The 25213-nt window shown below is 41.2% G+C and carries 19 protein-coding genes, 2 pseudogenes and 1 riboswitch; of the genes and pseudogenes, 6 read left to right on the top strand and 15 right to left on the bottom strand.

Features of this window, described 5'->3' with window-relative positions:
• The first annotated feature begins 330 nt into the window (after positions 1–330).
• From BN997_RS23225 to tnpC, 4 genes are all read left to right on the top strand, one after another.
• Entirely contained in the window at positions 331–501 is a 171-nt protein-coding gene (locus BN997_RS23225; protein WP_175296996.1) for a hypothetical protein, read from the top strand.
• The gene (gene tnpB / locus BN997_RS12300) at positions 491–847 is read left to right on the top strand and encodes an IS66 family insertion sequence element accessory protein TnpB (RefSeq protein ID WP_042528993.1); all 357 of its coding nucleotides are present in this window, start codon (positions 491–493) and stop codon (positions 845–847) included. Before BN997_RS23225 ends, tnpB (BN997_RS12300) begins: the two co-directional genes overlap by 11 nt.
• A gap of 97 nt (positions 848–944) precedes the next feature.
• The gene (locus BN997_RS23220; RefSeq protein ID WP_175297040.1) at positions 945–1094 is read left to right on the top strand and encodes a hypothetical protein; all 150 of its coding nucleotides are present in this window, start codon (positions 945–947) and stop codon (positions 1092–1094) included.
• Between the two features lie 78 nt (positions 1095–1172).
• A complete protein-coding gene (gene tnpC / locus BN997_RS12295) occupies positions 1173–2501 on the top strand; it encodes an IS66 family transposase (RefSeq protein WP_139089082.1) in 1329 nt (442 codons plus the stop codon).
• 79 nt (positions 2502–2580) lie between these two features.
• On the opposite strand, the pseudogene BN997_RS23840 reads toward tnpC, so the two are convergent.
• A pseudogene (locus BN997_RS23840) lies at positions 2581–3038 on the bottom strand (transposase); the annotation flags it as partial.
• Positions 3039–3227: 189 nt separating this feature from the next.
• On the opposite strand from BN997_RS23840, the pseudogene BN997_RS12285 reads away from it, so the two are divergent.
• Positions 3228–3728 (top strand): annotated as a pseudogene (locus tag BN997_RS12285) (TrlF family ATPase); the annotation flags it as partial.
• Positions 3729–4041: 313 nt separating this feature from the next.
• Here BN997_RS12285 and guaA read toward each other — a convergent pair.
• The 13 genes from guaA to BN997_RS12225 form a co-directional block, all read right to left on the bottom strand.
• Complete coding sequence (gene guaA / locus BN997_RS12280) at positions 4042–5577, bottom strand: glutamine-hydrolyzing GMP synthase (protein WP_042536056.1); 1536 nt, start codon at positions 5575–5577, stop codon at positions 4042–4044.
• Between the two features lie 174 nt (positions 5578–5751).
• Positions 5752–5853: riboswitch (purine riboswitch) on the bottom strand.
• An 82-nt stretch (positions 5854–5935) separates the two neighbouring features.
• Positions 5936–8137: a transglutaminase TgpA family protein gene (locus tag BN997_RS12275; RefSeq protein ID WP_042532649.1), complete on the bottom strand. Its 2202-nt coding sequence runs from the start codon at positions 8135–8137 to the stop codon at positions 5936–5938.
• A complete protein-coding gene (locus BN997_RS12270; protein WP_042532647.1) occupies positions 8134–9402 on the bottom strand; it encodes a DUF58 domain-containing protein in 1269 nt (422 codons plus the stop codon). Before BN997_RS12270 ends, BN997_RS12275 begins: the two co-directional genes overlap by 4 nt.
• Positions 9399–10364 (bottom strand): AAA family ATPase, encoded by a 966-nt coding sequence (locus BN997_RS12265; RefSeq protein ID WP_374705739.1) that lies wholly within the window; start codon positions 10362–10364, stop codon positions 9399–9401. The genes BN997_RS12270 and BN997_RS12265 overlap by 4 nt, the downstream gene beginning before the upstream one ends.
• Positions 10365–10679: 315 nt before the next feature.
• Positions 10680–11852, bottom strand: a complete 1173-nt coding sequence (tnpB, locus tag BN997_RS12260; RefSeq protein WP_042532643.1) for an IS200/IS605 family element RNA-guided endonuclease TnpB — start codon at positions 11850–11852, stop codon at positions 10680–10682.
• Positions 11853–12151: 299 nt separating this feature from the next.
• On the bottom strand, positions 12152–13000 hold the full coding sequence (locus BN997_RS12255; protein WP_042532641.1) for an aldo/keto reductase: 849 nt from the start codon (positions 12998–13000) through the stop codon (positions 12152–12154).
• Positions 13001–13119: 119 nt separating this feature from the next.
• Positions 13120–13422 carry an acyltransferase gene (locus BN997_RS23510; protein ID WP_244882376.1) on the bottom strand — a complete coding sequence of 101 codons (303 nt, stop codon included), beginning with the start codon at positions 13420–13422 and terminating at the stop codon, positions 13120–13122.
• A 33-nt stretch (positions 13423–13455) separates the two neighbouring features.
• Complete coding sequence (locus BN997_RS23505) at positions 13456–13623, bottom strand: hypothetical protein (RefSeq protein WP_244882375.1); 168 nt, start codon at positions 13621–13623, stop codon at positions 13456–13458.
• Positions 13624–13864: 241 nt separating this feature from the next.
• On the bottom strand, positions 13865–15397 hold the full coding sequence (locus BN997_RS12245) for an AbgT family transporter (protein WP_042532639.1): 1533 nt from the start codon (positions 15395–15397) through the stop codon (positions 13865–13867).
• Positions 15398–15672: 275 nt separating this feature from the next.
• Positions 15673–16878, bottom strand: a complete 1206-nt coding sequence (locus tag BN997_RS12240) for a cystathionine gamma-synthase family protein (RefSeq protein ID WP_042532638.1) — start codon at positions 16876–16878, stop codon at positions 15673–15675.
• Between the two features lie 30 nt (positions 16879–16908).
• Positions 16909–18129 carry a M24 family metallopeptidase gene (locus BN997_RS12235; RefSeq protein WP_276325302.1) on the bottom strand — a complete coding sequence of 407 codons (1221 nt, stop codon included), beginning with the start codon at positions 18127–18129 and terminating at the stop codon, positions 16909–16911.
• A 245-nt stretch (positions 18130–18374) separates the two neighbouring features.
• Positions 18375–20054 carry a PucR family transcriptional regulator gene (locus BN997_RS12230; RefSeq protein ID WP_042532636.1) on the bottom strand — a complete coding sequence of 560 codons (1680 nt, stop codon included), beginning with the start codon at positions 20052–20054 and terminating at the stop codon, positions 18375–18377.
• An 82-nt stretch (positions 20055–20136) separates the two neighbouring features.
• Positions 20137–21624 (bottom strand): amidase family protein, encoded by a 1488-nt coding sequence (locus BN997_RS12225; protein WP_042532634.1) that lies wholly within the window; start codon positions 21622–21624, stop codon positions 20137–20139.
• 591 nt (positions 21625–22215) lie between these two features.
• Here BN997_RS12225 and BN997_RS12220 point away from each other — a divergent pair.
• On the top strand, positions 22216–23793 hold the full coding sequence (locus tag BN997_RS12220; protein ID WP_042532632.1) for a BCCT family transporter: 1578 nt from the start codon (positions 22216–22218) through the stop codon (positions 23791–23793).
• 125 nt (positions 23794–23918) lie between these two features.
• On the opposite strand, the gene BN997_RS12215 is transcribed toward BN997_RS12220, so the two are convergent.
• Complete coding sequence (locus BN997_RS12215; protein WP_042532630.1) at positions 23919–25109, bottom strand: MFS transporter; 1191 nt, start codon at positions 25107–25109, stop codon at positions 23919–23921.
• Positions 25110–25213 lie beyond the last annotated feature (104 nt).

The following is a 25213-nucleotide window of genomic DNA, read 5'->3' as shown; positions in this document are numbered from 1 at the left end:
CTTCAAGGATGACCGTGAATTTATTATCTTCTTTATCCTATGAAGCGTGAATTCCTCATATTGAATTGTATATTTATCAACACTAAATAAGTTTCATAAATTACTCCAACTTTTTTTGTTATAATAGCTTCTGCGTCGTTTGTTATTCTAACCTACGCTTTAATGGTAATCATCGAAATAGTAGGCACCATTGATTATTTAAGTATTTTAACACCTTTCCAATATTTTAAAGGGCCTATACTTCGTAAGCGGGAAATAATAGACCGCATTCTATTATAACGGAACTACCTCTATACTTGGATTTAACAAGTAATAGGAGGTAGTGTTTTCATGAAGGAAAACCCGATTGTTCCCGTAACGATCCCAGCATCAACTTCCTCTACGCCTGTAAATCCAGTAGCGGAAGTTTCTTGTCATTCTCTACAGCTAACAATTTTTGAAGGTTGTCAGGAATCTTTGGCAGTTGCCTTGATAAAGGAGGTGTGCCACCATGCTGGTTGACTTCTCCCAGATGAAAAATTGTTATTTAGTCTGTGGCTATACAGATCTTCGCAAAGGCATTGATGGTCTGGCTTCCGTAATCACCAGTCAATTTCAATTAGATATTTTAGATGAATCTGTTTTCCTATTCTGCGGGAGAAGGACGGATCGATTTAAAGCTCTCTGGTTTGATGGAGAAGGTTTTTATTTACTTTATAAGCGATACGATCAGGGAAAGTTAACTTGGCCGCGTTCGCAAACCGACGTTGAAAAACTGACACCAAAACAAATCGAGTGGCTGTTTGACGGTTTTTCCATCTATCAAAAACAAAAAATTCAACCTGCCAAATTAGGTGTCCTCACTTAATCATGGGGGAGAGAAATTTTTTTAAAAATTTTTTCTTCCCTTTTTGATAAAGTGTGGTACGATAAAAGAAATTATTTGGACACAGGGGGTGAATACGTTGACAGAATTGGAAAAGAAGCTGATGAAACAAATCGAACATTTGACAATTCAAAATGAAAAACAAGCAAAACAAATTGAACAGCTGATTAACCAGCTGACCAATATGAATCGTCGACTATTTGGAACATCATCCGAAAAGAATCCTTAAGGTCAACTCTCCTTCTTCGAAGAAGACAATAATTCCCCTTTTAGCGAGGCAGAGCAACCTGCAGACAAAGCCGTTGAAATAGAGACCATCTCTTATCAGCGAAAAAAATATCAAGGGCAGCGGGCCGATATCACAAGAGACTTGCCTATCGTGGTGGAAGAACACACTCTTCCGTCCGATAGCCAGGTCTGTTCGTGCTGTGCCAGCCCATTAAAACATCTTGGGAAGCGAGAAGCTCGAACGGAGTTAGAGTTTATCCCAGCTCATTTAGTAAAACATGTACATTATGAACATGCTTATGAATGCTTAGCCTGTAAGAAAACCGGTCAAAATCACATTCTCCGACAAAAAGCACCGGAACAAGCCTTAGCTAAAAGTTTAGCTGGACCGAGCGTGTTAGCCTGTAATCTCTATCAAAAGCTGGAGATGAGTATTCCTTATCATCGTCAGGAAAAAGAATGGGCAAGATATGGATTGAAGGTTTCCCGGCGAACGTTGGCAAACTGGGCGATTCGAAGTTCCGAAGAATGGCTGGAGCCATTGTACCAACAAATGAGAGAAAAATTACTTCTAGAACCTGTGCTCTCCGCTGATGAAACGACCTATCAAATTTTACGCCGGGCAGACGAAAAGTCAGCTACAGCCGATGCGAGGATATGGTTATTTCGAACAGCGGAAGCCGCCGAACATCCCATTATTCTCTACCATTCTTCCGAGACGCGCCGGTTTGAAGTAGCAGAAACCTTTCTCAAAGGATTTCAAGGACTTCTTCATTGTGATGGATATTCCGTCTATCAAAAATTAGAAGATGTGCAGCTTCAAACGTGCTGGGCGCATGTTCGGAGAAAGTTTTTAGAGACCAATGATTCAAATGGACAAGGCGCTGTCGGCGTCCATTACTGTGACCAGCTTTTCAAGCTGGAAAGGCAATGGAAAGATTTATCTCCAGAGGAACGCCTGCAGCAACGCCAGCTGGAAAGCAAGCCGTTACTGAAGGAGTTTTGGGGATGGCTGGACGCTCTCGTTACAATGAAAGGTCCTTTACAAAAAGCTGTGGATTATACACAAAAGTTAAGGGATTCCCTTCAACGCTTTTTAACAGACGGACGCCTTTTCATTAGTAATAATCTCGCAGAACGTTCCATTCGGCCTGTCACCGTCGGACGTAAAAACTGGTATTTTTCAACCAGCGTAGCTGGAGCTCATGCGAATACCATTGGATACAGTGTTATCCAAACAGCTAAAGAAAATGGAATTGATCCGTTTGAATACTTAACCGTTTTATTTACGGAACTTCCCCAGCTTAATATTTTTCAAGACTCGGAACAATGGGAAAACTATTTTCCATGGAGTCCTTATATCCAAGCCAAGGTGAAGCCACTTTCAAAACATATAAAACGAGCATAATAGCCCTAATGGAGCTTCTTTACAAAAAGTTTACTCCTTTTAGGGCTATTTGTCATGGCGTCATATTATTTCCCGCTTACGACTCAATAAATACACGTTTTATTCGGGCCGTCAGTTTTTGTTTACGGTTGGCCCGATCGCTGACAGGACGATTTCTCCACTCATAATAGCCGCTCTTGGAAACACCTAATACTTGGCACATCTTCTCGACACGAAATTCGTGGCGGTGTTTATGGATAAATGCATAGATTACCTCTACTTTTTGGCGAAGATGCCCATTGCCTTTTTTAAGATAGCTACCTCCTCTTCCAAATCACGGATTCGCTTATCTTTTTCATATTCCACTTGATCTTTGGGGCTGCGGTTTCCGCTACCTACAAAACTATCCTCTTGTTCTTCCTTGTACCTGGCTACCCATTTGTGCAGCGTCTGGGGTACTAAGTCTAATTCTCTTGCTACTTCGGTTGCTTTTCTTCCATCTTCCACTACCAATTTTACTGCATATACTTTAAATTCTTTATCATATCGTTTTACCATCTTGGACACTCCTAAAGATTATTATATTTAGTATAAAAATCCCCATTTGGTATGTCCAATTATTAGACTAACATCAATATTAAGGATATTGTTACTTATTGCTTCAATGGCAAAGTTGAACAAACTATCGAAGAAATAAGAAATGACATATATAATGTTAAATATGATGGAGAAGATAGTAAAATAGCCTCCAGACGATTTAGTAATAGTGTTATTAAAGAATTAAATGATGAACAAATAGATAGACTTCAATTACTGTATCCTGAGGATAGAATTGAAGTGAAATATAAGGCTAATAATTCAAGCAGCTTTAAGTCAATTTCAAACGCATCTGCAGGACAAAAAACATCTGCTGTATTAACGTTTTTATTATCTTATGGAAATTCTCCCCTAATTTTGGATCAACCTGAAGATGATCTAGATAACCAATTAATATATGATTTAATTGTAAATAGATTAAAAAGTTCCAAGCAAAACCGTCAGATCATTACAATTACACATAATGCAAACATTCCAGTAAATGGTGATGCTGAGTGGGTAATTGCTTTAAATTCTCAAACGAAAGATATTGAAGTAATGTATGAAGGTTCTATTGAAAATGAAAGTGTTAAAAATGCTATATGCGACATTATGGAAGGTGGAGAAGATGCTTTCAGTTTAAGAGCGAAAAGGTACAACATAACTCACTAAATTAATTCAATCTCTATTCAGATTATCTCTTTGTTTTATCTAAAATTATTGATCTTATAATCTTTCAATATTGTCGAATTAAAATAATGCCACCGAATGACTTTTTATAGTGATATTTATCATAATAAAACCAAGTTATCCACAGAGAAATGTTCCCTACCAAAATCCAATAAAAAAACAAAATTCCCTACCAAAATTTTTTATTGGTAGGGATTTTGGTAGGGAACCATATTATTTTTAATGCATTTTCTACATATTTGAGTAAGATAAATGCCTTTAAATCGGTGTTCCCTCTTCAAATTAAGTTGTATTCTTATTCCCACTCAATCGTAGCCGGCGGCTTAGAAGTAACATCATACACCACTCGATTAATATTATCCACATCATTCACCAAACGCGTCGAAATCTTCTCAAGCACATCCCAAGGAATTCTTGCCCAATCCGAAGTCATACCATCAATAGAAGTTACCGCACGAATCCCAATTGTATGTGCATACGTACGAGCATCTCCCATGACACCAACACTCTTGATGTTCGGCAGGACAGTGAAGTATTGCCAGATATCGCGGTCAAGACCTGCTTTTGCAATTTCTTCACGAAGGATTGCATCGGATTCACGAACGATTTCTAAGTGTTCTTCCGTTACTTCACCCAGGATACGGATAGCAAGTCCCGGCCCTGGGAATGGCTGACGCCAAACGATACGGTCAGGAATTCCTAATTGCGAACCTAATTCACGCACTTCATCCTTGAATAATGTATTTAATGGCTCAATTAATTCAAATTGCATATCTTCCGGCAGACCGCCTACGTTATGATGTGATTTGATGGTTTGAGCTGTTTCTGTTCCACTTTCAATCACGTCAGTGTAGAGCGTTCCTTGCGCTAAGAAATCAATATCCTTTAATTTTGCTGCTTCATCGTCAAATACATAGATGAATTCATTTCCGATGATTTTACGTTTTTGCTCTGGATCGGAAACGCCTGCTAATTTAGATAAGAAGCGGTCCTTTGCATCTACTTTGATAATATTCATCTGGAAGTCTTCTGCAAATACTTCCATCACGTCGTCTGCTTCATTTTTACGAAGGAGACCGTGATCAACAAAGATACAAGTCAGCTGGTCGCCGATAGCTTTATGAATTAAAGCAGCAACAACAGAGGAGTCTACGCCGCCGCTTAATGCGCAAAGTACGTTGCGGTCGCCGACAGTTTCTTTGATCTTTTCTGTTTCCATTTCGATAAAGTTTGCAATCGTCCAGTCTCCTGTACATTTACAAACATCGAAGACAAAGCTGTTTAATAAATCATTTCCATACTCGGAATGACGTACTTCCGGATGGAATTGCACCCCATACATTTGCTTATCAATATCGCTGATAGCAGCAACTGGTGTAGATGGACTTGTTGCATCAACGATGAAAGAAGGTGGTGCAGCTGTAACTTTATCACCATGACTCATCCATACCGTCTGTTTTGTCGGTGTATCTTTAAATAGAGCCGGGCTTTCATTTAATTCGATTAATGCTTTTCCGTATTCGCGGTTTTTGGATGCTTCTACTTTACCGCCAAAATGCAGGGACATTAATTGCATGCCATAGCAAATACCGAGGACAGGAATTCCTAATTCAAAGATTTCCTCATCACAACGGAAGCTGTCTTCGCCATAAACACTGTGCGGTCCGCCGGAAAGAATGATTCCTTTTGGATTCATTTCTTTGATTTCTGCAGCGGTCAGTTTATGTGAATGAAGCTCACTATATACGCCAAATTCACGAATACGGCGTGTGATTAATTGGTTATATTGACTGCCAAAATCTAAAACCAGTACTAATTCATTGTTCTCCATAACTAGACTCCAATCTGTATCTTTTATAGAAAATAGCTTGTAAACTATACGTTCCTTTACCCTGTATTCGAAATACTTTGTCTCACCTATTAAAAAGCCCGGCTTCCACCTTTCTACTTCCTGCAGCTCACGCACACAAAAAATCATAGAAAGGCAGAATCCGGGCAGCATAAGCAAACCTTCTTCTGCCTTCATAGTCGAGTCATTTACGGTGACCCGGTAGAAACTTTCGAACCTTATTTTCGAGGATATACGAAAGGCATATGTCAAACGATAATTTTTCATTATGGGAAGAAATATTCTTACAACGTCTCCCACAGTATTTCCTTTTTCATTCTACTAATTGATACGCCCCGGGTCAAGCCATTATTTGATTGATTAAATTTTTCCATAATTGAATTATTTCCTCTTTTTCACCTGTGAGCCGTTTACTGTAAATCATCCGCTCGTAGATTCTTGTCAGCTTGCTCATTTCCACGGCAAAAAGATGTTCATCCACTCTTCGGGCAAACTCCCTTAAGGTTTCGTCACTTCCTCGTTTGAAGCCTTTTTTACCTGTAAGCTTTAACAGGTAGAGATAGGCTTCCTGGAATGCCGTCTCGTCAAAATGGTTTTCCAGCTTTCTTTGCAGGAAATAAATCCGTATCTCTCTTCGCTTTATATAAAGGGCAAGTAGAATCAGCAACAGAACAATCCCTATTCCAATAAGGATATAACCTGTTAATGCAGAAATCCCTGTCTCTTCATCGGAAGCAGCTGTATCTTCTTCCTGATCTTCCGCTTCATCTGTCTCTTCTTCGTCTTCTGCGCCTTCTTCCTGGTCTAATTCTGGTGCTTCGAGCGGTTCTTCTTCCTCTGGCAAAGGATAGTCATTTTCATCGACATCCGCTTCGAAGTCAGCCATATTGGTGAAGCCTTGTGTCGGTTCAAATGGCACCCAGCCTACCTCTGGAAAATAGACCTCTACCCAAGAGTGAGCATTGCTGTTGGCAACTTCATTCACATGCGTTTGTTCTTCTGCATTGGAATCGATTCGTTCTCCACTAGTGAACCCTTTCGCCCATCTAGCAGGAATCCCTTCTGACCGGAGCATCACAACCATGGCGGTAGAGAAGTTATCACAATAGCCAATCTGCGTCTCAAATAAAAATTGGTCGACATAGTCCTCTTCTTCTCTTGGCCTTGGAATATCTGTTGTCTGGTATTCAAAGCCATTTGCACTGAAATAACGCTCGATTGCGCGTGCTTTATCGTATCTTGTTTCATGATTTTCTGTTATTTCTGCGGCTAAATCTCCCACTCTTTCCGGAAGATCATCCGGCAGCTGTGTGTAACGGTCCCGGACTTCTTCAGGATCCTGTTCAGAGTTATTCTGCAGTGCTTCGATATCAAAGGATGGACTCTCATAGTTTATTTCATAAGCTTCCAGCGTACTGTCCTCTCCATCCCGTATCGTTTCGATCCCCTCCATACTTTCATCAAGGTGAAAATCAACCGGTTCCTCTGTTCTAATAGAGGAGACACCATAAGGATAGACGACCTTTGGCAGCCGGTTACTTCCCGTAAAAGCAATCTGTGTCTCTAACGTTTCTGTCTCGACACTGTCCTCGAAGGTAGATAGGGTAATCTGCCCGCCTGTCTGATGCAGAAGGTTTCGATCTTGCGAAGTCTCCCATCCCTTGCCTGTATAGACATCCTTTGTTTCAATCCGCCAATAATGATCCTCTTCTACGGTCGCTTCAAAAAGAACTGTATCATCCTGGACAAAGGAGCCGCCAAGCTGGGAATCATCTTCTCCATATCCAACCCGTCCAGTTCCGACGCCGCTATCTCCTATGTTATCGGCTGCCCCCTGCAAAAATGGCAGCGGGTCCGGCCATTGCGGTTCTGCTTTCGGTGCTTGATATCCAATAATACTTACGATTGCTACGACAAACACAAGCGGCAGCAGCCAATATTTTAATCGTTCGCCGACAGAAATAGGAATTCGTTTATTTTCAATCTCCTTACTCAAGCTGGACATTCCGAGTGCAATAAAGGAAATAATGAAAATACGGACGATTGCCGCAGCGCCTTCGTATACCGTAAATGTATCCAAAATGCCGATATAGACAAAGGTCAACAGAATAAATAAGATAATATTTTTCATTCTGACAAACCAGTAATAAAGCAGATAGCTCATCAGCCAAATGAGCACCAGGAATAATAGACTTCTGAAAAAGTTGGTAAGCATATACCAGTCGCCTGAAAACATCAACTCCATATTATACATGACTTCCTGGAGGACTTCTCCTGCCCAGTTCAGGTCTAAAAAGCTTGTCTCAAAGTAAAGCATATGGACGATAAAAAGCAATCCCAGTCCTTTTACAGGGATACTAATCAGCCAATGCAGCTGAAAATAAGAAATAAAAAAGCAGTACAGCGCGAATAATACAAAAACACCAATATTGGTTTCCGAAATATCCCCAAGCGGATAGAGCCATTCTAAGAAAAGGCAAAATCCTGCAATATATAATAGTAGTGTATGCAGCGTTTTTACTTGTTTTTGGGTCTTTATCATTTAAAAATCACCTCAACCGGATCCGCTGCAAGCTGTTCCATACTTAATTGCTGTACCGCTATCCCGGAAAATCGCAAAGGCTCAAGCAGATGCTTCTCCGTGTCCGGCAGGACTTTCTCTGGATAGATATAAATAATCGATAAATGCTTCATACGCTGTCTGGCTTCCTGGATAGCCTGCACAAATTGGGGATCTATGGATGTTACAATCAAAAAGATAATATCCGCTTGATGGAAATGAGCCATTTCTTCACGAAAACGGATGGAAAAAGAACCTTCCTGTTCCCCTCTCGCTGTCAGAAGATAATGCTTCATCCGCTCCATTTGTTGCTCACTTTGTCCCAGCTCAAATACATGCGGCCTCTCGCCAATAGAAAGAAAGCTTGTCTGATAATCTTTCTTTGCTATTTTTTCTATAAAAGATAAGCTCATTTCAATTGATGCTTCATAGATAAGTTCATTTTTATTCCCGTTCATAAAATTATCATGAACCAGCAAGATATCCATGCTTTTCTCCCGGTCAAATTCCTTGGTCATCATCGTTTGTTTTCTTGCTGTCTGTTTCCAGTCAATCCATGCAAATCGGTCCCCTGGAGCATATTCCCTGGCTCCGGAAGCAACGGTCGTATTCATATGCTGTAATTGGTTGGATAGCACTCCGCCCTGCTCGTAGCTTTCCATATCACTCACTAAACGAAGCTCATGCTCATAAGGATAGACAGCGAATGTATTTTCCACCTGAAAATCGCGGCTTTTCTTAATAAAACCAAATATATCACCTGTTTGGATCGTTACTTTATCCAGTACATGCTCTCCGCGCGGCAGGGATTGTATCGAATAACTGAATGTAAAATTTCTGCGGAATAGAGGAAATAACATACGTATCAGTCTGCGAGAAACTGTCATTTGTCCTGAAGCCTGAGAAGAAAGGTATTTCGCCTTCTTTGTATCTTCCTTCATTAAAGACTGGGGAAATTTTTCTTCAAATGTACAATATAATAAAGGAAAAGGCAGCTTCCGTTTTAAATGCACCTTCACAACGATTTCATCTCCCGCCTGACATACCGGATTCTCGATTTCCCGGTAAATCTGCCACGCACGCAGTGGATAGCTGGCAAAGAGGAGCTGGTAGATGCCGATTGGCAAGTAGCCATAAAATAAAAACCAGCTGACAAATCCTCCCTGGAACATGGCATAGCAGAAGAGAATAACAATGAGTGTCAAAACGCCAAGACTGCGAAGGATAATCCGGAGATTCTCCTTCATTCTCCAAAGCCTTTCTTAATCGGGATATGAGCAGACTGTATAATAGAATCAAGAATTTCCTCACTTGATTTGCCTTGATATCGCGCTTCTGCTTTCAGCATCACCCGATGAGATAACACAAATCCTGCCAGATACTTCACATCATCCGGGATAACATAATCTCTTCCTTCGATATACGCATACGCTTTGGAGGCTTCCATTAAAGCAAGTGACCCTCTCGGACTCACGCCTAAATAAATCGAAGGGTGTGATCTCGTGCGCGTAACGATATTTAAGATATATTGCTGGATCGTTTCGTCTATATAGACACTTTTGGCTTCTTCCTGCGCCAGCAATAATTCCTCCTGCGACATCACTGCCTGGATTTCTTCAATCGGATGATGGCTTTTATTTCTCGCAAGCATTTCTAACTCGTCCTCATAGGTTGGATAGCCCATGCGCAATTTTAATAGAAAGCGATCGAGCTGCGCTTCTGGCAACGGATAGGTTCCTTCATATTCAATCGGGTTTTGAGTCGCCATCACAAAGAAAGGACTATTCAACCGTCGTGTCTCTCCGTCTACAGTGACGCTCTTTTCTTCCATCGCTTCCAGCAAGGCGGATTGTGTCTTGGGAGACGTCCGGTTAATTTCATCTGCTAGAAGAATATTTCCAAAAATCGGTCCTTCCCGAAACTCAAATTCTAGTTCTTTGGGATTGTAAATAGACACCCCTGTCACATCCGACGGCAGCAGGTCTGGTGTGAATTGAATCCGGCTAAAATTACAATTGACTGATTTTGCTAATGTGCGGACCAGCATTGTTTTCCCTACTCCGGGCACGTCCTCCAATAAGACGTGACCTTCTGTTAATAAGGCTACTAAACTCAATTTGACAATTTCTTCTTTACCAAAAATAACGTCATTGATATTATTTAACACATCTTGAATCTGTATATTTTCTGCTAACTTTTCCTGTTCCATCATCACCCTCCTTATCTTCCTGAACCTTTCTGCCTTTCATGTTACTATATTAGGAAGCATATTGAAACGAAATGCATTCCAAAGATTTAGTTATCTCTTATTATGGTCAAATGATAGAATGAATATTCAACTTAGATGGTTTAATCCCATTCTATTTTTTATAAGAATCTTTCAGTTAAGAATGAGAGGTTCCCACTGAATGAAATTTCACTTAATACGTTCACCTTACATTTTGAACTATCCCCGCTTATCAACCTTATAGGTTGCTTGAAGCGAGAGATTCCTAAGAACACCAACCCATCGGTCAGTTATAGATTAGGCTATCCCCACAGTCCCTGCGGTTAATCGCAATGCTTCCTTACGAAGATTCCTGCTTGCGTTAACATCTCTTTGATGATGACATTGGCAGATGTCACACGTCCATGCACGCAAAGCGAGATTTTTAACGTCTTGGTTTTGATGTCCACAATGAGAACACAGCTGACTGGATGGATAGTTTTTAGCAACCTTAACAATCTGTTTTCCATACCAAGTCGCTTTATATTCCAACATGGCTTGGAACACTGACCAGGATACGTCGCTAATTAATTTCGCAAGATTACGATTTTTCAGCATCTTTTTCACGGACAAATCTTCTATTCCGATGATATCGTGGTTTTTGATTATCTCGGCGGAGATCTTATTTAACATGTCTTTTCTTTTATTAGCAATTTTTTCATGAATCCGGGCTACTTTTCGTTTTTGTTTCTGCCAATTTGCTGATCCTATTTGTCTTCTGGACAGAATCACCTGCGCTTTTGCTAGTTTCTCTTCTAATGTCCGGAAGAATCTTGGGTTTTCATACACTGTTCCATCGGAAAGGGTTGCAAAGTCTGTTAATCCGACATCAATGCCAACGGATGTACCAGTCTTTTCATGAGGATCAACTTCGGCTTCAACTAATATCGAAACAAAGTATTTACCGGCAGGGTTGCGTCGGACTGTTACATTCATAATGCGGCCTTCCACTTCACGACTTTTAGCCATACGAACAAGCCCTAGCTTGGGCAGTTTGATATGTTTATCGAATACGGCAATATTTCCATTGACATATTTCGTGGTATACGATTGAACAGGGTTCTTCTTAGATTTAAAACGAGGTGCCCTCTTCTGTTTCTTGTAATAACGGGTATAGGAATCGTTCACATTTTCCACGGCTTTTTGAAGAGCAATGCTATCTGCTTCTTTGAGGAAGGGATAGTTTTTCTTCAATTCTCGAACCGCTTTGATCGCCTTATTTTTATTGAAAAATTCGCCTTTCCAATTATTTTGAAGAAGCTGCCCATTTTGCACCATTTCATTCACTTTATACCAGTAAATATCTTTTTCTTTTTGTTTTCCTGTAAAATAGTTGTAGACAAAACGGGCACAGCCGATTGTCTTATGGATGAAAGTGATTTGGTTTTTGTTTGGATAGATACGAAAACGAAACGTTTTTTTTACTTTCATAGTCCTTTACCTCCTCCTGTCTATTATATCAGAAAAAAGATAGATTCGGAACGTTTGTTCGTTTTATTATTGGTCAATCAGGATGCCAAAAACTTCTTATCGGCAGGCGATCCATCTCCCCCTTATCGCTTTGATTATACCTTTCACGCGCTTGAAGAGAGAGTTTTCTCGCCTGTTTTGATAAATGTGAACTTTATGTCAACGAATTACGCTGTCATTTTCAACATGCAAAAAGAGCAGCCGGGGTTTCTTCCTCAGCTGCCCTTCCTTTTAATAAAATCAGATTTCCCGAAACCTTCCTACCATAAAGCAAGGCGCTGCTTCGAGGCTGGTTCAGGATACACTGTATCGATTTGCTTCAAATCCTGCTCTGTTAGTTCCATTTCCGCTGCTTTTATGTTATTCACAACATGATCCGGATTACTGGATTGCGGGATAGCAATCGTTCTTCCATTCCGTATCGACCAGGCTAATAGAATTTGGAATACGTCTGCCTCGTGTTTTTCTGCTAGATCCTTTAACACCTGCTGTTTCGTTAAATTCGCTCTGAAGCTGTCGCCGCGGTCAATTGGAGAATAAGCTATCACGGGCATGTTATGCTGAGCCATCATCGGCACTAAATCAAATTCGATACCTCTGTTTGCGACATTATAGCGTACTTGATTCGCTTTGCAGTTATCCCCGCCCGGTAAATGAATCACATGCTCCAAATCGTCCACGTCTAAATTAGAAACGCCCCATGCTTTGATTTTGCCTTGATTTCTTGCCTCCTCTAAAGCTTCTACTGTTTCTTTAAGTGGAACCTCTTCTTTCCAATGCAGTAAATATAAGTCGATATAATCGGTTTCTAATCTTTTTAAACTATTATCCAAGCTGACTGGCAAATCTTTTTTTGATGCATTCGACGGAAGAACTTTTGAAATAAGAAATAAATCTTCCCGGGCGTAAGGTTTTATAGCGCTTCCAACTAACTTCTCCGCATTCCCGCTGCCGTACATTTCAGCCGTATCAATCAATTGCACACCCTGATCAATCCCGGTACGGATGGCCTGTACTTCTTGATTAAATGTATCCGCCTTGTCTCCCATGTTCATGGTGCCTAAACCAATCGGCAACACTTCTCTGCCGGCAATTCTTACCTTTTTCATTGCGCTTCACTCCTTTTTTAGAATCTGCTTTCTATGTCTGTTCCACTCTGAGAGCAAAATGAAACGCAAAAGAGGCGGTATCGAGAAAATAACGAGTTTTACACCTTTCTTTTAAAACATTAAAGCGCCCCAACGACTGGATGAGGAATATACAAATCTTCCAGATAGTCCATAGGCAGAATGGTTGCATTCGAACCAATCCAGGTTTTCTCCTTCAATTCAATGGGTTTAAGGTACATCGTTCCCCGGTTTAACGGATCATAGTCATTATTGATAGTTGCGAACACAACATTATGCCCGATTAAGCTTCCATCACCGATAATGATTTGTCCCTGATCTTGAAAACGGCATCCCGAATTTATGAATACATTTTTCCCGATGCTTATGTTCTTTCCAAAATCGGAGGTAAACGGTAGAAACAAGGAAAAACTTTCATCTAATTCTTGGCCGGTAATCTAGGACATCTGCTGTCTGATTTCTTCATTGGTATACACGCCATTATTTAATATGGCACATAATCGCTTCGTTTCATCTGATACGGCCACCATTGCCTTATTGACTTCTGAACCGCCATGAATCACACCTTCTTCTGCCATTTGTGATAACAATTCCTCTAATTCCATGTGGATCGTTCCCTTCCAGCTGTATTTCTATTTCATTCACTATTTTAAGAAGGCACTGTCATAACCTTCATGCTCATCCAATCTTACTTCCATTTAAACATAGCGGCTAATGCTTTTCCATGATTTTATAGTGACTTCGTTCTACCATTTCCAGGGTGGATAAGTAAAATGGAACAGTTATTAAAATAATAAACAAATTAAAAAACCATGAAAAGCTGTCACACTCTTCATGGTTTTCAATTTATCCGTAATGAATCGGTCCGTTTGGTCCAAGCGGAATACCAAGCCACATCCAAACAACCAGCATGATTGTCCAGCCTATCAAGAAGAAGATAGAGTATGGAAGCATGGTTGATACGAGGGTTCCAATTCCCATTTTCTTATCATATTTCTGGGCAAAGGCAATAATTACTGCAAAGTATGTCATCAATGGCGAGATAATATTTGTTGCTGAATCAGCAATACGGTATGCCATCTGTGTAAATTCCGGTGCATAGCCAAGCTGCATCATAATCGGAACAAATACGGGAGCCATCATGGCCCATTTTGCAGATGCACTTCCAATAAAGATATTGATAAATGCAGCAATCAGAATAAACAACAGAATTAAGCCAATTCCGCTGAAGTTTACACTGTCTAAGAATTCTGCTCCATAAACACCAATTACCAGTCCCATATTGGTTTCATTAAAGTAAGCGACAAATTGACCTGCTGTAAAGGCAAGGACGATAAACATCCCCATTGATGCCATCGTATCGCTCATTTGTGCTGCAACATCTTTATCACTTTTAATTTCTTTGGTTATCAAACCGTAAACAAGTCCTGGGATTAAGAATAAAATAGCGATAATCGGTACAAGGGAATCCATAAATGGTGACATGATAATCCCGTCTAATCCAGGGTCTTCTCCACGCAGCGGCGCATTAGAAGGGATAACCAGCAATGCCGCGAGTACAAAAGAAACAACAAACGAAACTGCTGTCCAAATAAGTCCTTTTTTCTCTATTGCTGTAATTCCTTTTATGTCTTCCGTTGCTTCTCCTTTATACGTACCCAGCCGAGGCTCCACAATTTTTTCTGTTACCCAGCTGCCGATAAGGGTGAGTATTACCACTGATGCGGCAATAAAACCGTAGTTCATGGCAATATTCATTTGCTCTGCATAGGCAGGGTCAATAATAGCAGCTCCGGCAATGGTCATTTCTCCAAGCATCACATCTGTTCCGGATAAGAATAAGTTCGCACTGAAACCGCCAGATACGCCGGCAAATGCTGCCGCAAGACCTGCTAATGGATGGCGTCCAAGCGCCGCAAAAATTAATGCACCCAATGGAGGTAAAACAACATAGCCTGCATCAGAAGCCACACTGGACATTACCCCCGCAAAAACGATACCTAATGTAATAAAGCGGTTCGGGATTGCCAATACAAACCCGCGCAGCAACGCACTAATAAGGCCTGTCCGCTCTGCTACCCCGATTCCAAGCATCGTAACAAGTACTACACCAAGCGGCGCAAATCCGATAAAGTTATCGGTCATACTGCCAAAAATATATTCAATCCCCTCTGCATTCAGAAGATTCTTAATTTCCACCGCTTCTCCTGGATCGCCAGGGTTTTCAACACTTATATTAAATGGCTGTAATGCCGCAGAAAGGACTAAAACCAGTAAGGCCAAAATGGCAAATAATGTAGCCGGGTGCGGCAATTTATTTCCGACCACTTCCACAAAATCTAAAAATCGTTGAAATGGATTCTTTTTCTCTTTAGACATATTGTCGCTCCTCTCTTTTTGTAAATCGATAATATTCTGACTAATAAAAGGCCTAGAGAACGGTTCTCATTATACATAGATTAATCGATAATGAAAACCCTTTCCGCAAAAGTAATAAAAGTAACATTAGGTATAATTTTATGAATACTGTATTTATTATCAAGGAGGCCTTCTGTAGAACGGTCTTAACATTTCGTTTAATATGCTATCCTGCAGCATGAAAAACCGAATGTAAGGTACCCATTCGGTTTTCATATTTACTCTTATTGTTATGATTAAGAAAGCAGCTTATCTGATTTCGCTGCTTGCAGCGCCTGCTCAAAATCATGGATTATATCATCGGTAGCTTCAATACCGCAGGAAACACGGATAAGCCCTTCCGGTATACCAAGGGCTGCACGCTCCTCTGGTGTGCATTCCACATGGCTGGTTGTTCTTGCCGGTCCTACTGTTGTTTCCACTGCCCCTAAGTTCGCAGCACGATGGGCAAACTGCAGCTTTGGAAGTACTTTTCGAACTGTATCGATGCCTCCCTTTACAGAAAAGCTCAGCATGCCGCCAAAATCATCCATCTGCTTTTTAGCAATATCATGATTGGGATGGTCTGGCAAGCCGGGATAAAATACATCCTCTACGATATCCTGTTTTTGAAGGTATAATGCCAGCGCCATCGCATTTTTACATTGCTCACGAACACGAAGATGTAATGTTTTCATACCACGGAGGACTAAATAAGCAGCCATGGGGTCCATTGTAGCACCATTGATTTCCCGATAATGGAAAATAGGCTCAATCAGCGCTTTCCTGCCACAGACGACACCCCCTAAAGCATCGGCATGCCCTCCCAGAAACTTGGTCGCACTGTGGATAACAAGATCTGCTCCAAGAGCCAGCGGACGTTGATTCATCGGTGTTGCAAACGTATTATCCACAATCACTAATGCGCCCGCTTCCTTCCCTGCCTTAGCCATCCGTTCAATATCGGTTATTTTTACAGTTGGATTCGTAGGCGTTTCTAAATATAAAATTTCACAGCCTTTGTTTATCTCTTTCTCCATTTCTGCCATATTTCCTGTATCGCATAAATGAACTTCAATTTGCTGACGCGGAAGAAATTCGGAAAATATTTTATTCGTTCCGCCATAAGTGTCTTTAATAGAAACAATTCGATCTCCCGGAACTAAAAACGTAGCTAATGTGTTGCTGATTGCTGCCATTCCCGTTGAAAAACTGGTTACCGCTTCTGCCCCCTCCATTTCTTTGATTTTATCTTCAAAGGATTGGACGGTTGGATTCGTATTCCGGCCATAAATATGCCCTGCTTTTTTTCCTGTAGCTACGTCAAACCATTCATCTATATCATCATAATTATAGGCTACGCTCAACACAACAGGCACCTGCGTCGCCCCATGAACCAAATAATCCGCTTCTCCCGCCCAGACCGTTTTGGTCGCCAAGTCAATTTCTTTCTTGTGTGTCATTTTCTCAGCCTCCTATTTTGCCGCCTTCCCTTACCCGGCAGAATTTTCATTTTTGTCTTCCTCTATCTCTTTCATTGGCATGGATTCCTTGACATAAAGATTTCTTGGTACGTTTCCAAATGTTCTGCAGCCTGTTTCTGTCACATAGAAAGACTCGCTGACTTCAAAGCTTTCCCCCTCCGACCAGATGGCAGGAATGAGATGGAATGTCATATTAGGACGGATGATTGTTTTATCCCCTTTTCGAATACTTGCTGTATGCTCCCCCCAGTCTGGAGGATAATTTAATCCCATCGAATAGCCGAGACGTGACTCTTTGAAGACGCCATGTCTCTCTACCGTTTTCCGCCAAACTGCTTCTATTTCCTCACAGGTGACTCCCGGCTTAATAAAATCAAGACATACATGCAAGCCTTCTAAAACAATAGATGATAGTTTTTTCATCGATACAGACGGCTTCCCAATTTGAACGGTCCGCGCAATCGGGGCATGATAGCGCTGATAGCAGCCTGACAGCTCTAAAATAACGGTCTCATTCATCTGATAGGGCTGATCCGTCCATGTTAAATGAGGCGTGGAAGTCCGTTCGCCGGCTGGTAGCAATGGTATAATCGCTGGATAATCGCCGCCAAATTGCGGCGTTCCACGGAATTGTGCATAGCTGATTTGGGCAGCGACATCACATCCTCTAACCCCTTCATTCACCAATTCGATTCCTGCCTGCATCGCCTGTTCAGAAATCACTGCAGCACGCTCCATCATAGCTAGTTCCGCTGGAGACTTTTCGATACGCAGCCAGTTCACAAGTAACGTCGCATCTTTAAATATTGCATCCGGAAGCCCTTGAGTTAACGCAGCGTAACATTTTGCCGTAAAATAATAACTATCCATTTCCACACCAATATGGCGGCTGCTTAAACCGATTTCTGTTAAAATTGCTGCGATGAAATCCATAGGATGGGTTATCTGCGAATGTACATACGTGTCTGGATAAGCAATTATATTTTCTTCCCGAAGCCATGTGGTCACTTTTGCAGCATTGGCATCTGCTGTTCTCCCTATCCAGATTGGCTGCTCCTCCTCATCAATTACAACCAGCATCTGATGGACATAAAAGGACCAGCCGTCAAAACCGGTTAAATAATACATATTTGCCGGGTTGGTGATAAGCAATACTTCTATTTTCTGCTTTGCCATACTCTCCTTTGTCTTCGCTAAACGTTCCCGGTACTCCTCTCGAGCCACTTTCACAGCAAACAAGCCCCCTCCCTATCTTCCTATTTTCCAAAAATGCTCTTCTGCGATGAAAAGATATTTATTTCTGTTTGAATTTATTATATATTTAAACTATTCTTTAAATCATTCGACATTTTGTATGAAAAGAAAATTATTTTATTATACAGTTAGGGGGTGTCGTCCTAAATAAAAAAAGCATGATCATACGGACCATACTTTCTCTTCGTTTGATTCTTTTATACTTCCACTCGTTACTCCGCTCATGCTTTGTTTATTTCCCATGCTCTCATACTCAACTCCAACAGGAATAAATGATGAGAATCATGGAGCGACAGTCCCGTCAACGCTTCTATTTTTCGCAAGCGGTATAACAATGACTGTCGGTGAAGATGGAGTGATTGAGCTGTTTTACTGACATTTCCCCGATGCTGCTGGAAAGTGAGAAATGTTTCTATCAGATTAATCTTCCTTTCTTCTTGATACATTAACAGCGGCTCTAATACGTTCTCCCTGATGGTATCCATTTCTGAAATAGGATGGAGCTGCAACAAAATCCGCTCAAGCACTGTATCTTCATACCATGTACGCGGATTTCCTTTCTTTTCTCCAATTTGCATTGCCTGTTTTGCTTCGATAAATGATCTTTGAAAATCGGTAAATGATTCTACTTTTCCACTAACTCCCCAACGTAAAGTTACCTCAGGAAAAAAAAGTTTCAGTCGTCTGTCAACCAAATCCAAAAAATCCGTCGCAAGCTGATAATCCGTCTGATGCTTGATATGCAAATATACCAAAAATGCTTCCTCTGTTTGCGTCATCATCACTTCTTGTTTTAACGTCTGCGCAGCATATACCAGTTCTTCCTCTAAGTAGCCAAGCATCGTTTTCTCCCATAAAGTATAAGTGCCTGATGCATTTTTCCTCTGTTTATAAATCTCACGCAGTTTTTCCGGCTGAGCAAGAATGCATACATACGTATGATAAACAGAGTACCCTAACGGATTTGCACGTAAAGCCGCCTCTTCCACATTACGAAATTTTCCTTTTGCCAGTTCTTCGACAAAATCACTGCGCAGTTTATTCTCTGTTGCTTCCACGGCATTTCTTTTAGAGAGCCATAAGGCAATCGTTGTAGCCGCATGCTCCAGTATTTGACCGTATTTATTTAAAAAAGGCTCGTAAGCTGCCTGATTGGGAAGTTCTACAAATAAATAGCCTTTCGCTTCGCCGGTTACTTGCAAAATAGGAATTTGAATCAGCTCTTTATCCAGAAAAGCAACTAAATCAAATTTTTGCCTATATGGGTCACGCATGAATCTATCTTGTCGAAGAATGATTTTCTCTTCCATTTGAAAAACAAGCTGCCATTTTTCCTGTGCTCCTTTGGAATACTCCTCCAAATCATACAAACGAAAGTGATGATCCGTCAGGTATACATTTGCAGCGACCTGCATTTGGATAAATTCCAGCAGCTCGTGCAGACGTTTTTCTTCCAGAAGAAATTGCAGCAGCTCCTGCTGTACCTTCACATTCTGAAGGATTTCCGAACTTTTCCTCTGTGCCAGCTCCTCCATGACGAATTCCACAATCGTTGCAAAACGGATTTCCCAGGGAATGCGAATCATTGTTAAACAATGCGATTCTGCCAACGCTTTGATTTCAGACGGTATCTCATTAATATGTCTCCCTGTTGCAATGACTAATGCACTCGCTTCTGCACGGATAATATCTTCTACAAATTGCATGAAAGCATCCAAATCATCTTTACAGCCAAGCGCTGTAGTTAAAACAAGCTCATTTTTCCGGACAAAATTCTCCACAGGCATTTCAATGACAGATACCCATTGGATTTTCTTCTCAGAAAAGTTCGATTTCCCTGTCTCGACAACAGCCTGTGCAAATAACTCTTCCTGCAACATATCTTGAACTGTAATTTCCATTTGGTCCCTCCTCGACACTTCTTTTATTCTATTTAAACTACTTTTTCATTATTCTAACAGATATTAAAAGGAGTAAGGTTTATTATGAAAAATAAGGGTTGCCCTGCATGCCCTTCCATAAATCACTGTTCTCTGTTTCATAGGCAAGCTGCAAAAGACGATGCTCTCCGCCTTTTCCTGCCATAACCTGCACACCAATTGGCAATCCATTATCTGTGACATAAAGCGGCAAAGAAATAGCCGGCTGCCCTGTTAAGTTCGCAAGCTGCGTAAATGGGGTGTACGTTAAACTGGGCAAAAACATATCGTAAATGATGCTCTGCTTTTCCTTTTCAACAGCCATTCTTTCCTTAAATTCCTGTTCCTTTTGCGCTGTCATCGTCAGCTCCCCGACCTTTGGAGCATGAAAAGCGGCAGCCGGAGAAATATAGAAATCATAGGACTGGTGGAAAATAGACATAGTTTCTGCTGCACGGTCCCAGGACGCCAGACTGTCCGAATAATCTGCAGCTGATACAGATTTTCCAGCTTGATGAAGCAGCCATGACTCGATTTCCATATCCTCTGCTGTCAATGACGTTCCCATTGTCTTTTCAAGTCCGCGGATAACGCTATTCATTTCCCCGCTGTTCATCACATAGTAATCCCGCATCAGCTGAACCCCGTCAACGGGAGAAGTTTTTTCTTCCACAATATGTCCATTCTGTTCCAAATGGCGGACAAACTGCAGCACTGCTTTTTTCGCATCATCGGATACAGGGGTATTTGCCGGTGAGTCTGTAGTGAAAGCAATCCGCAGTTGGGGAAGCTTGGCAGACAGCGTATGCTGATATCCCGCTTCATATAACGGCGTCTGAAAGGCAGCATGAGGCTCTACCACCTGTAATTGGTCCAGCATAGCAGCAGCGTCCCGTACAGTTTTGGTTAATACAAAATTAATCGATGCTCCCTGCCACTGTCTGCCGACTCCCGGTCCTACAGGAGTTCGTCCGCGTGTCGGTTTTAATCCGACCAGCCCGCTAAAGGATGCAGGTATGCGGATTGAACCGCCGCCGTCGCTTGCTCCTGCCATTGGGACAACACCAGAGGCAATAGCTGCTGCAGCCCCTCCGCTTGACCCGCCAGGAGAGTAAGCCGGATTCCAAGGATTTCTTGTCGGCCCATACAGCGTTGGCTCGGTTATGTTTTTCAAGCCAAATTCAGGGCTGTTGGTATGCCCCATAAATAAAAAGCCCGCTTCCCGAAATTTTTTAACAAAATAATTATCATGCTTCTCTACATGATTCTGAAGCAGCCGCGAGCCTGAGGTTAATTTTTCTCCTTCAATGGCTTGTGAGATATTTTTCATCAATATGGGAACACCTGAAAAAGCAGCTTCTTGAACAAGAAATTGATTTGCTTCTTTTTTCACTGCTTCCTCCCGTTGATGGGTAGTGATATTTAACTCGGGATTCACTTGATGCAGCTGACTAAAGGCGGTTTCTACTAATTCAGAGGGCTGTACTTCTTTTCGCCGGATAAGCTCTGCCAGACCCGTTGCATCATAGTTTTTATATTCATGAAACGTCATCGAATCACTTCCTTATATTTCTTTTTTAATAGGGAAACAGCAGGTCCATCTCTGATTCGGATTGCTGCAATATATTTGGTACAGCGCCTGCCTGAATCTGCTTTAGCGGGAATGTCATCGTGTTTTCTTCAAATTGTTGTATCTCCTTCCCAATTTCCTTTTATTCTACCTTATTTTTACCATAAACGATACGGTTTCAAACTGCCCGGAACAAAGCCTCCTCCATCTAAATGCCCTTGATAAAATCTGCAGAGAATATTATAATGATATCGTTTTACAAATGGCGACTTTTCTCTACAATATTCTGCCCCAGCATTCGCATCGTCCGCTATCAGGAATAATTCCGCTTCCTAATAGCTAACGAAAAAAATAATACCGTCCTTTTCCGTTCCGAATGTTAAATAATTTCTGCTTTTTACTATACCGTTTGCAAGAGCGTTTCAGCCAGGAAACATGAGTCCCTTGTACTTTTGTTTGTAAACGGATATATAGGGAAGCATACAAAACAAGGCAGGCCCTTTTTAAACCATTGATTCAGACAGTTATCCATGACATCCTAAAAACATTCAACACAGATGAGGAGATGAATAAATGAATAAACGTTTAATAGACTGGCCTACTTTCATATTAGCGCTTGTTATTTTGTTTAGTGTCGTTATTCCATTGATTTTATTCCCGGAAGCCGGCGCATCCGTGATTAATCAGGCAAATGAATTTGTCACAGGAAATTTTGGTATTCTATACTTATTATTGGGACTCGGCGTCCTAATCTTTCTGCTTTATGTGTCATTCAGCAGAAACGGTAACATAAAACTCGGCGACAGAAATACAAAAAAAGAATTTGGAACATTTTCATGGGCTGCCATGCTCTTTTCCGCAGGTATCGGCTCCAGTATATTATATTGGGGAATGATTGAATGGGCTTACTATTATGAAGGGCCGCCATTCGGTATTACACCGGAATCGGAGGAGGCTATCAACTGGGCAGCAAGCTACGGCATGTTCCACTGGGGACCTGTTGCATGGGCACTATATACATTGCCCGCCCTGCCAATCGCTTACTTTTACTATGTCCGCAAAAAACCTGTACTTAAAATCAGCGAAGCTTCCCGACCGGTTATTGGCAAACACGCAGATGGACCGCTGGGGACAATAATTGATGTCTTGTTTATTTTCGGTCTGCTTGGTGGAGCCGGAACAACGCTGGCACTTGGAACGCCAATGATTGCAGAAGGCGTGAATCACGTTACTGGTATTCCTGTATCGCTGGGAATGCAGGCAGTCATTATGCTCATATGTACTGCTATATTTGCATTCAGCTCGTATTCCGGTATTAATAAAGGGATTAAATTGCTGAGTGACTTAAATATCTGGCTCGTGTTATTTATTCTAGCCTTCGTCTTTATTTTCGGTCCAACCTTATTTATCAGCGAAATGACGTTTACAAGTATCGGACGGATTGTCAATAATATCTTTTCCATGGCAACCTGGCTTGAGCCATTAGCTTCTGTTCCAGGATATGAAGCAACGAATTTCCCGGAAACCTGGACCGTTTTCTACTGGGCATGGTGGGTGGTTTATGCACCGTTTGTCGGGCTCTTTGTAGCTAGAATTTCACGAGGAAGAACAATCAAAGAGATGGTTCTTGGAACATTAATTTACGGAACACTGGGCTGTGTCCTGTTCTTTGGGATTTTAGGAAATTATGGCCTTTATCTGCAGCTGTCCCAATCTTTCGATGTGATTGGATTTATGAATGAATATGGAGCCCCGGCTGCCATTATTGCTATTTTGGATCAGCTGCCGATTTCCTGGTTTATTATTCCTGTCTTCACGATACTCGCTATTATTTTCTTAGCGACCACCTTTGATTCAGCCTCCTATATTTTGGCAGCTGTAGCCCAAAGAAAACTAATCGGCGGCGAGCCAATGCGCTGGCACCGGATTTTCTGGGCATTTATGCTAATGATTTTGCCGATGGCGTTAATGTTTATCGGCGGGTTGGAGACCTTGCAAACAGCCAGTATTGTTGCCGGATTCCCGGTTATTTTCATCATGATTCTGCTGGCATGGTCGTTTATGCGGGCTTCTACAGACGATTTAAAACTGCAGAGAGATGCTAGAAAGCCAAAATCGATTACGATTGAAAATATAAGCAGAAAGGATTAGCTTTTGTTTCCTGAAGGTTGCTCCCTTTCTGTAAAAAAATGATTGCTAATACACAAAACGCACTTGTGCTTCAGAGCCTTCCGCTCGCACAAGTGCGTTTCTTCTATCCAGTTATTCTTCAGCAATTATTTTATTTTTTCTAATGCGTGTTCTGCCTGCGTTTTTGGTTCTTTCCAAACCATTGCCACAGCAATACCTGCTAACAATACCATTGCTGCAAAATAATAAGGATAATTTAAATTTATATCAAATAATATCCCGCCAATAATTGGTCCAAATACATTTCCAATACTTGTAAACATCGAGTTCATTCCACCAACAAAGCCTTGTTCATTATTTCCAGCCGCTTTTGACAGATAAGAGGTCACAGCCGGTCTTAGTAAATCAAAGCCTATAAAGATAACAATCGTTACGAATAAAATCATCGCATAGCTTTCCACAACGGTCATTGCCGTAACAAGAATGGCAGAGAAAATGAGACAATAACGAATCAAACGGATTTCTCCCCATTTATTTGCCAATTTACCGAACAAGGCAACCTGTGCAATCGTGCCGACAATCGCTCCTCCGGTAATAATGATCGCAATATCCTTCGGTGTGAATGCAAATTTATGATCCACGAATAGAGAAAATAGCGATTCAAAGGAAGATAAACCAAATGCGGTAATAAATATAATAATAAACGCGATAAAGTACATTGGAACAAAGATTCTTCCTAAGCCGGGTTTTGGAGCTGCTGTTTCTCCTTGTTCCATTTGTTTTCTTTCTGGTTCACGTAATGTTATTGTGGATAAAACCGCTGTGAATAAGGCTAAACCTGCCGCTGCGAAAAACGGGACTCTCGGTCCTACTTCCGCCAGCAATCCACCGACACCAGGACCAATAATAAATCCGGTGTTGATCGCTGCAGACATATAGCCTAACGCTTTCGGTCTGGATTCAAGCGTTGTAATATCGGCAATAAATGCGGTAACTGCAGGCATTATAAAAGCAGCACTCACTCCACCTAAAATTCTTGAGATAAATAAAATTTCTACGGTCTTCCCGATACCGAATAAAAACTCACTAAAACTAAAAATCAATAATCCGATAACGATCATGCGTTTACGTCCAAACACATCGACCCATCTTCCAGAAAGTGGTGAAACAATAAGCTGCGCAACTGCAAAAGCTGCTACCAAGTACCCTACAACAGATCCAGACAAATTCAATTCATTCATAATAGTAGGTAAAACTGGAATAACTAACCCAATACCTAAAAATGCAATAAACAAATTCATCAGCAAGATAGACAGTGTCATATTTTGTTTTTCCATACTTCATTTCTCCTTAACTAAAATTTCATTTAAAACCTCCCTTAGGAATCTGATACATCATATCACAACTTTTTTATTTCAGATATACTTTTGCTCAAAATTTT

Origin of the sequence: Oceanobacillus oncorhynchi, assembly GCF_000821065.1 — a bacterium.
GTDB lineage: Bacteria > Bacillota > Bacilli > Bacillales > Amphibacillaceae > Oceanobacillus > Oceanobacillus oncorhynchi.
The sequence above is the reverse complement of the archived record's forward strand: the minus strand, read 5'-3'. Positions and strand labels throughout refer to the sequence as shown.

What these genes read in the sequence shown, in the direction of transcription:
- tnpB (WP_042528993.1), top strand. Translation starts at nt 491, where the DNA reads ATGCTGGTTGACTTCTCCCAGATGAAAAATTGTTATTTAGTCTGTGGC.
- BN997_RS12265 (WP_374705739.1), bottom strand. Translation starts at nt 10,364, where the DNA reads ATGGAACAGGAAAAGTTAGCAGAAAATATACAGATTCAAGATGTGTTA.
- BN997_RS12220 (WP_042532632.1), top strand. Translation starts at nt 22,216, where the DNA reads ATGAATAAACGTTTAATAGACTGGCCTACTTTCATATTAGCGCTTGTT.
- BN997_RS12245 (WP_042532639.1), bottom strand. Translation starts at nt 15,397, where the DNA reads ATGTCTAAAGAGAAAAAGAATCCATTTCAACGATTTTTAGATTTTGTG.
- BN997_RS12275 (WP_042532649.1), bottom strand. Translation starts at nt 8,137, where the DNA reads ATGATAAAGACCCAAAAACAAGTAAAAACGCTGCATACACTACTATTA.
- BN997_RS23225 (WP_175296996.1), top strand. Translation starts at nt 331, where the DNA reads ATGAAGGAAAACCCGATTGTTCCCGTAACGATCCCAGCATCAACTTCC.
- guaA (WP_042536056.1), bottom strand. Translation starts at nt 5,577, where the DNA reads ATGGAGAACAATGAATTAGTACTGGTTTTAGATTTTGGCAGTCAATAT.
- BN997_RS12215 (WP_042532630.1), bottom strand. Translation starts at nt 25,109, where the DNA reads ATGGAAAAACAAAATATGACACTGTCTATCTTGCTGATGAATTTGTTT.
- tnpB (WP_042532643.1), bottom strand. Translation starts at nt 11,852, where the DNA reads ATGAAAGTAAAAAAAACGTTTCGTTTTCGTATCTATCCAAACAAAAAC.
- BN997_RS23505 (WP_244882375.1), bottom strand. Translation starts at nt 13,623, where the DNA reads ATGGAATTAGAGGAATTGTTATCACAAATGGCAGAAGAAGGTGTGATT.
- BN997_RS12270 (WP_042532647.1), bottom strand. Translation starts at nt 9,402, where the DNA reads ATGAAGGAGAATCTCCGGATTATCCTTCGCAGTCTTGGCGTTTTGACA.
- BN997_RS12255 (WP_042532641.1), bottom strand. Translation starts at nt 13,000, where the DNA reads ATGAAAAAGGTAAGAATTGCCGGCAGAGAAGTGTTGCCGATTGGTTTA.
- BN997_RS12230 (WP_042532636.1), bottom strand. Translation starts at nt 20,054, where the DNA reads ATGGAAATTACAGTTCAAGATATGTTGCAGGAAGAGTTATTTGCACAG.
- BN997_RS12240 (WP_042532638.1), bottom strand. Translation starts at nt 16,878, where the DNA reads ATGACACACAAGAAAGAAATTGACTTGGCGACCAAAACGGTCTGGGCG.
- BN997_RS12225 (WP_042532634.1), bottom strand. Translation starts at nt 21,624, where the DNA reads ATGACGTTTCATGAATATAAAAACTATGATGCAACGGGTCTGGCAGAG.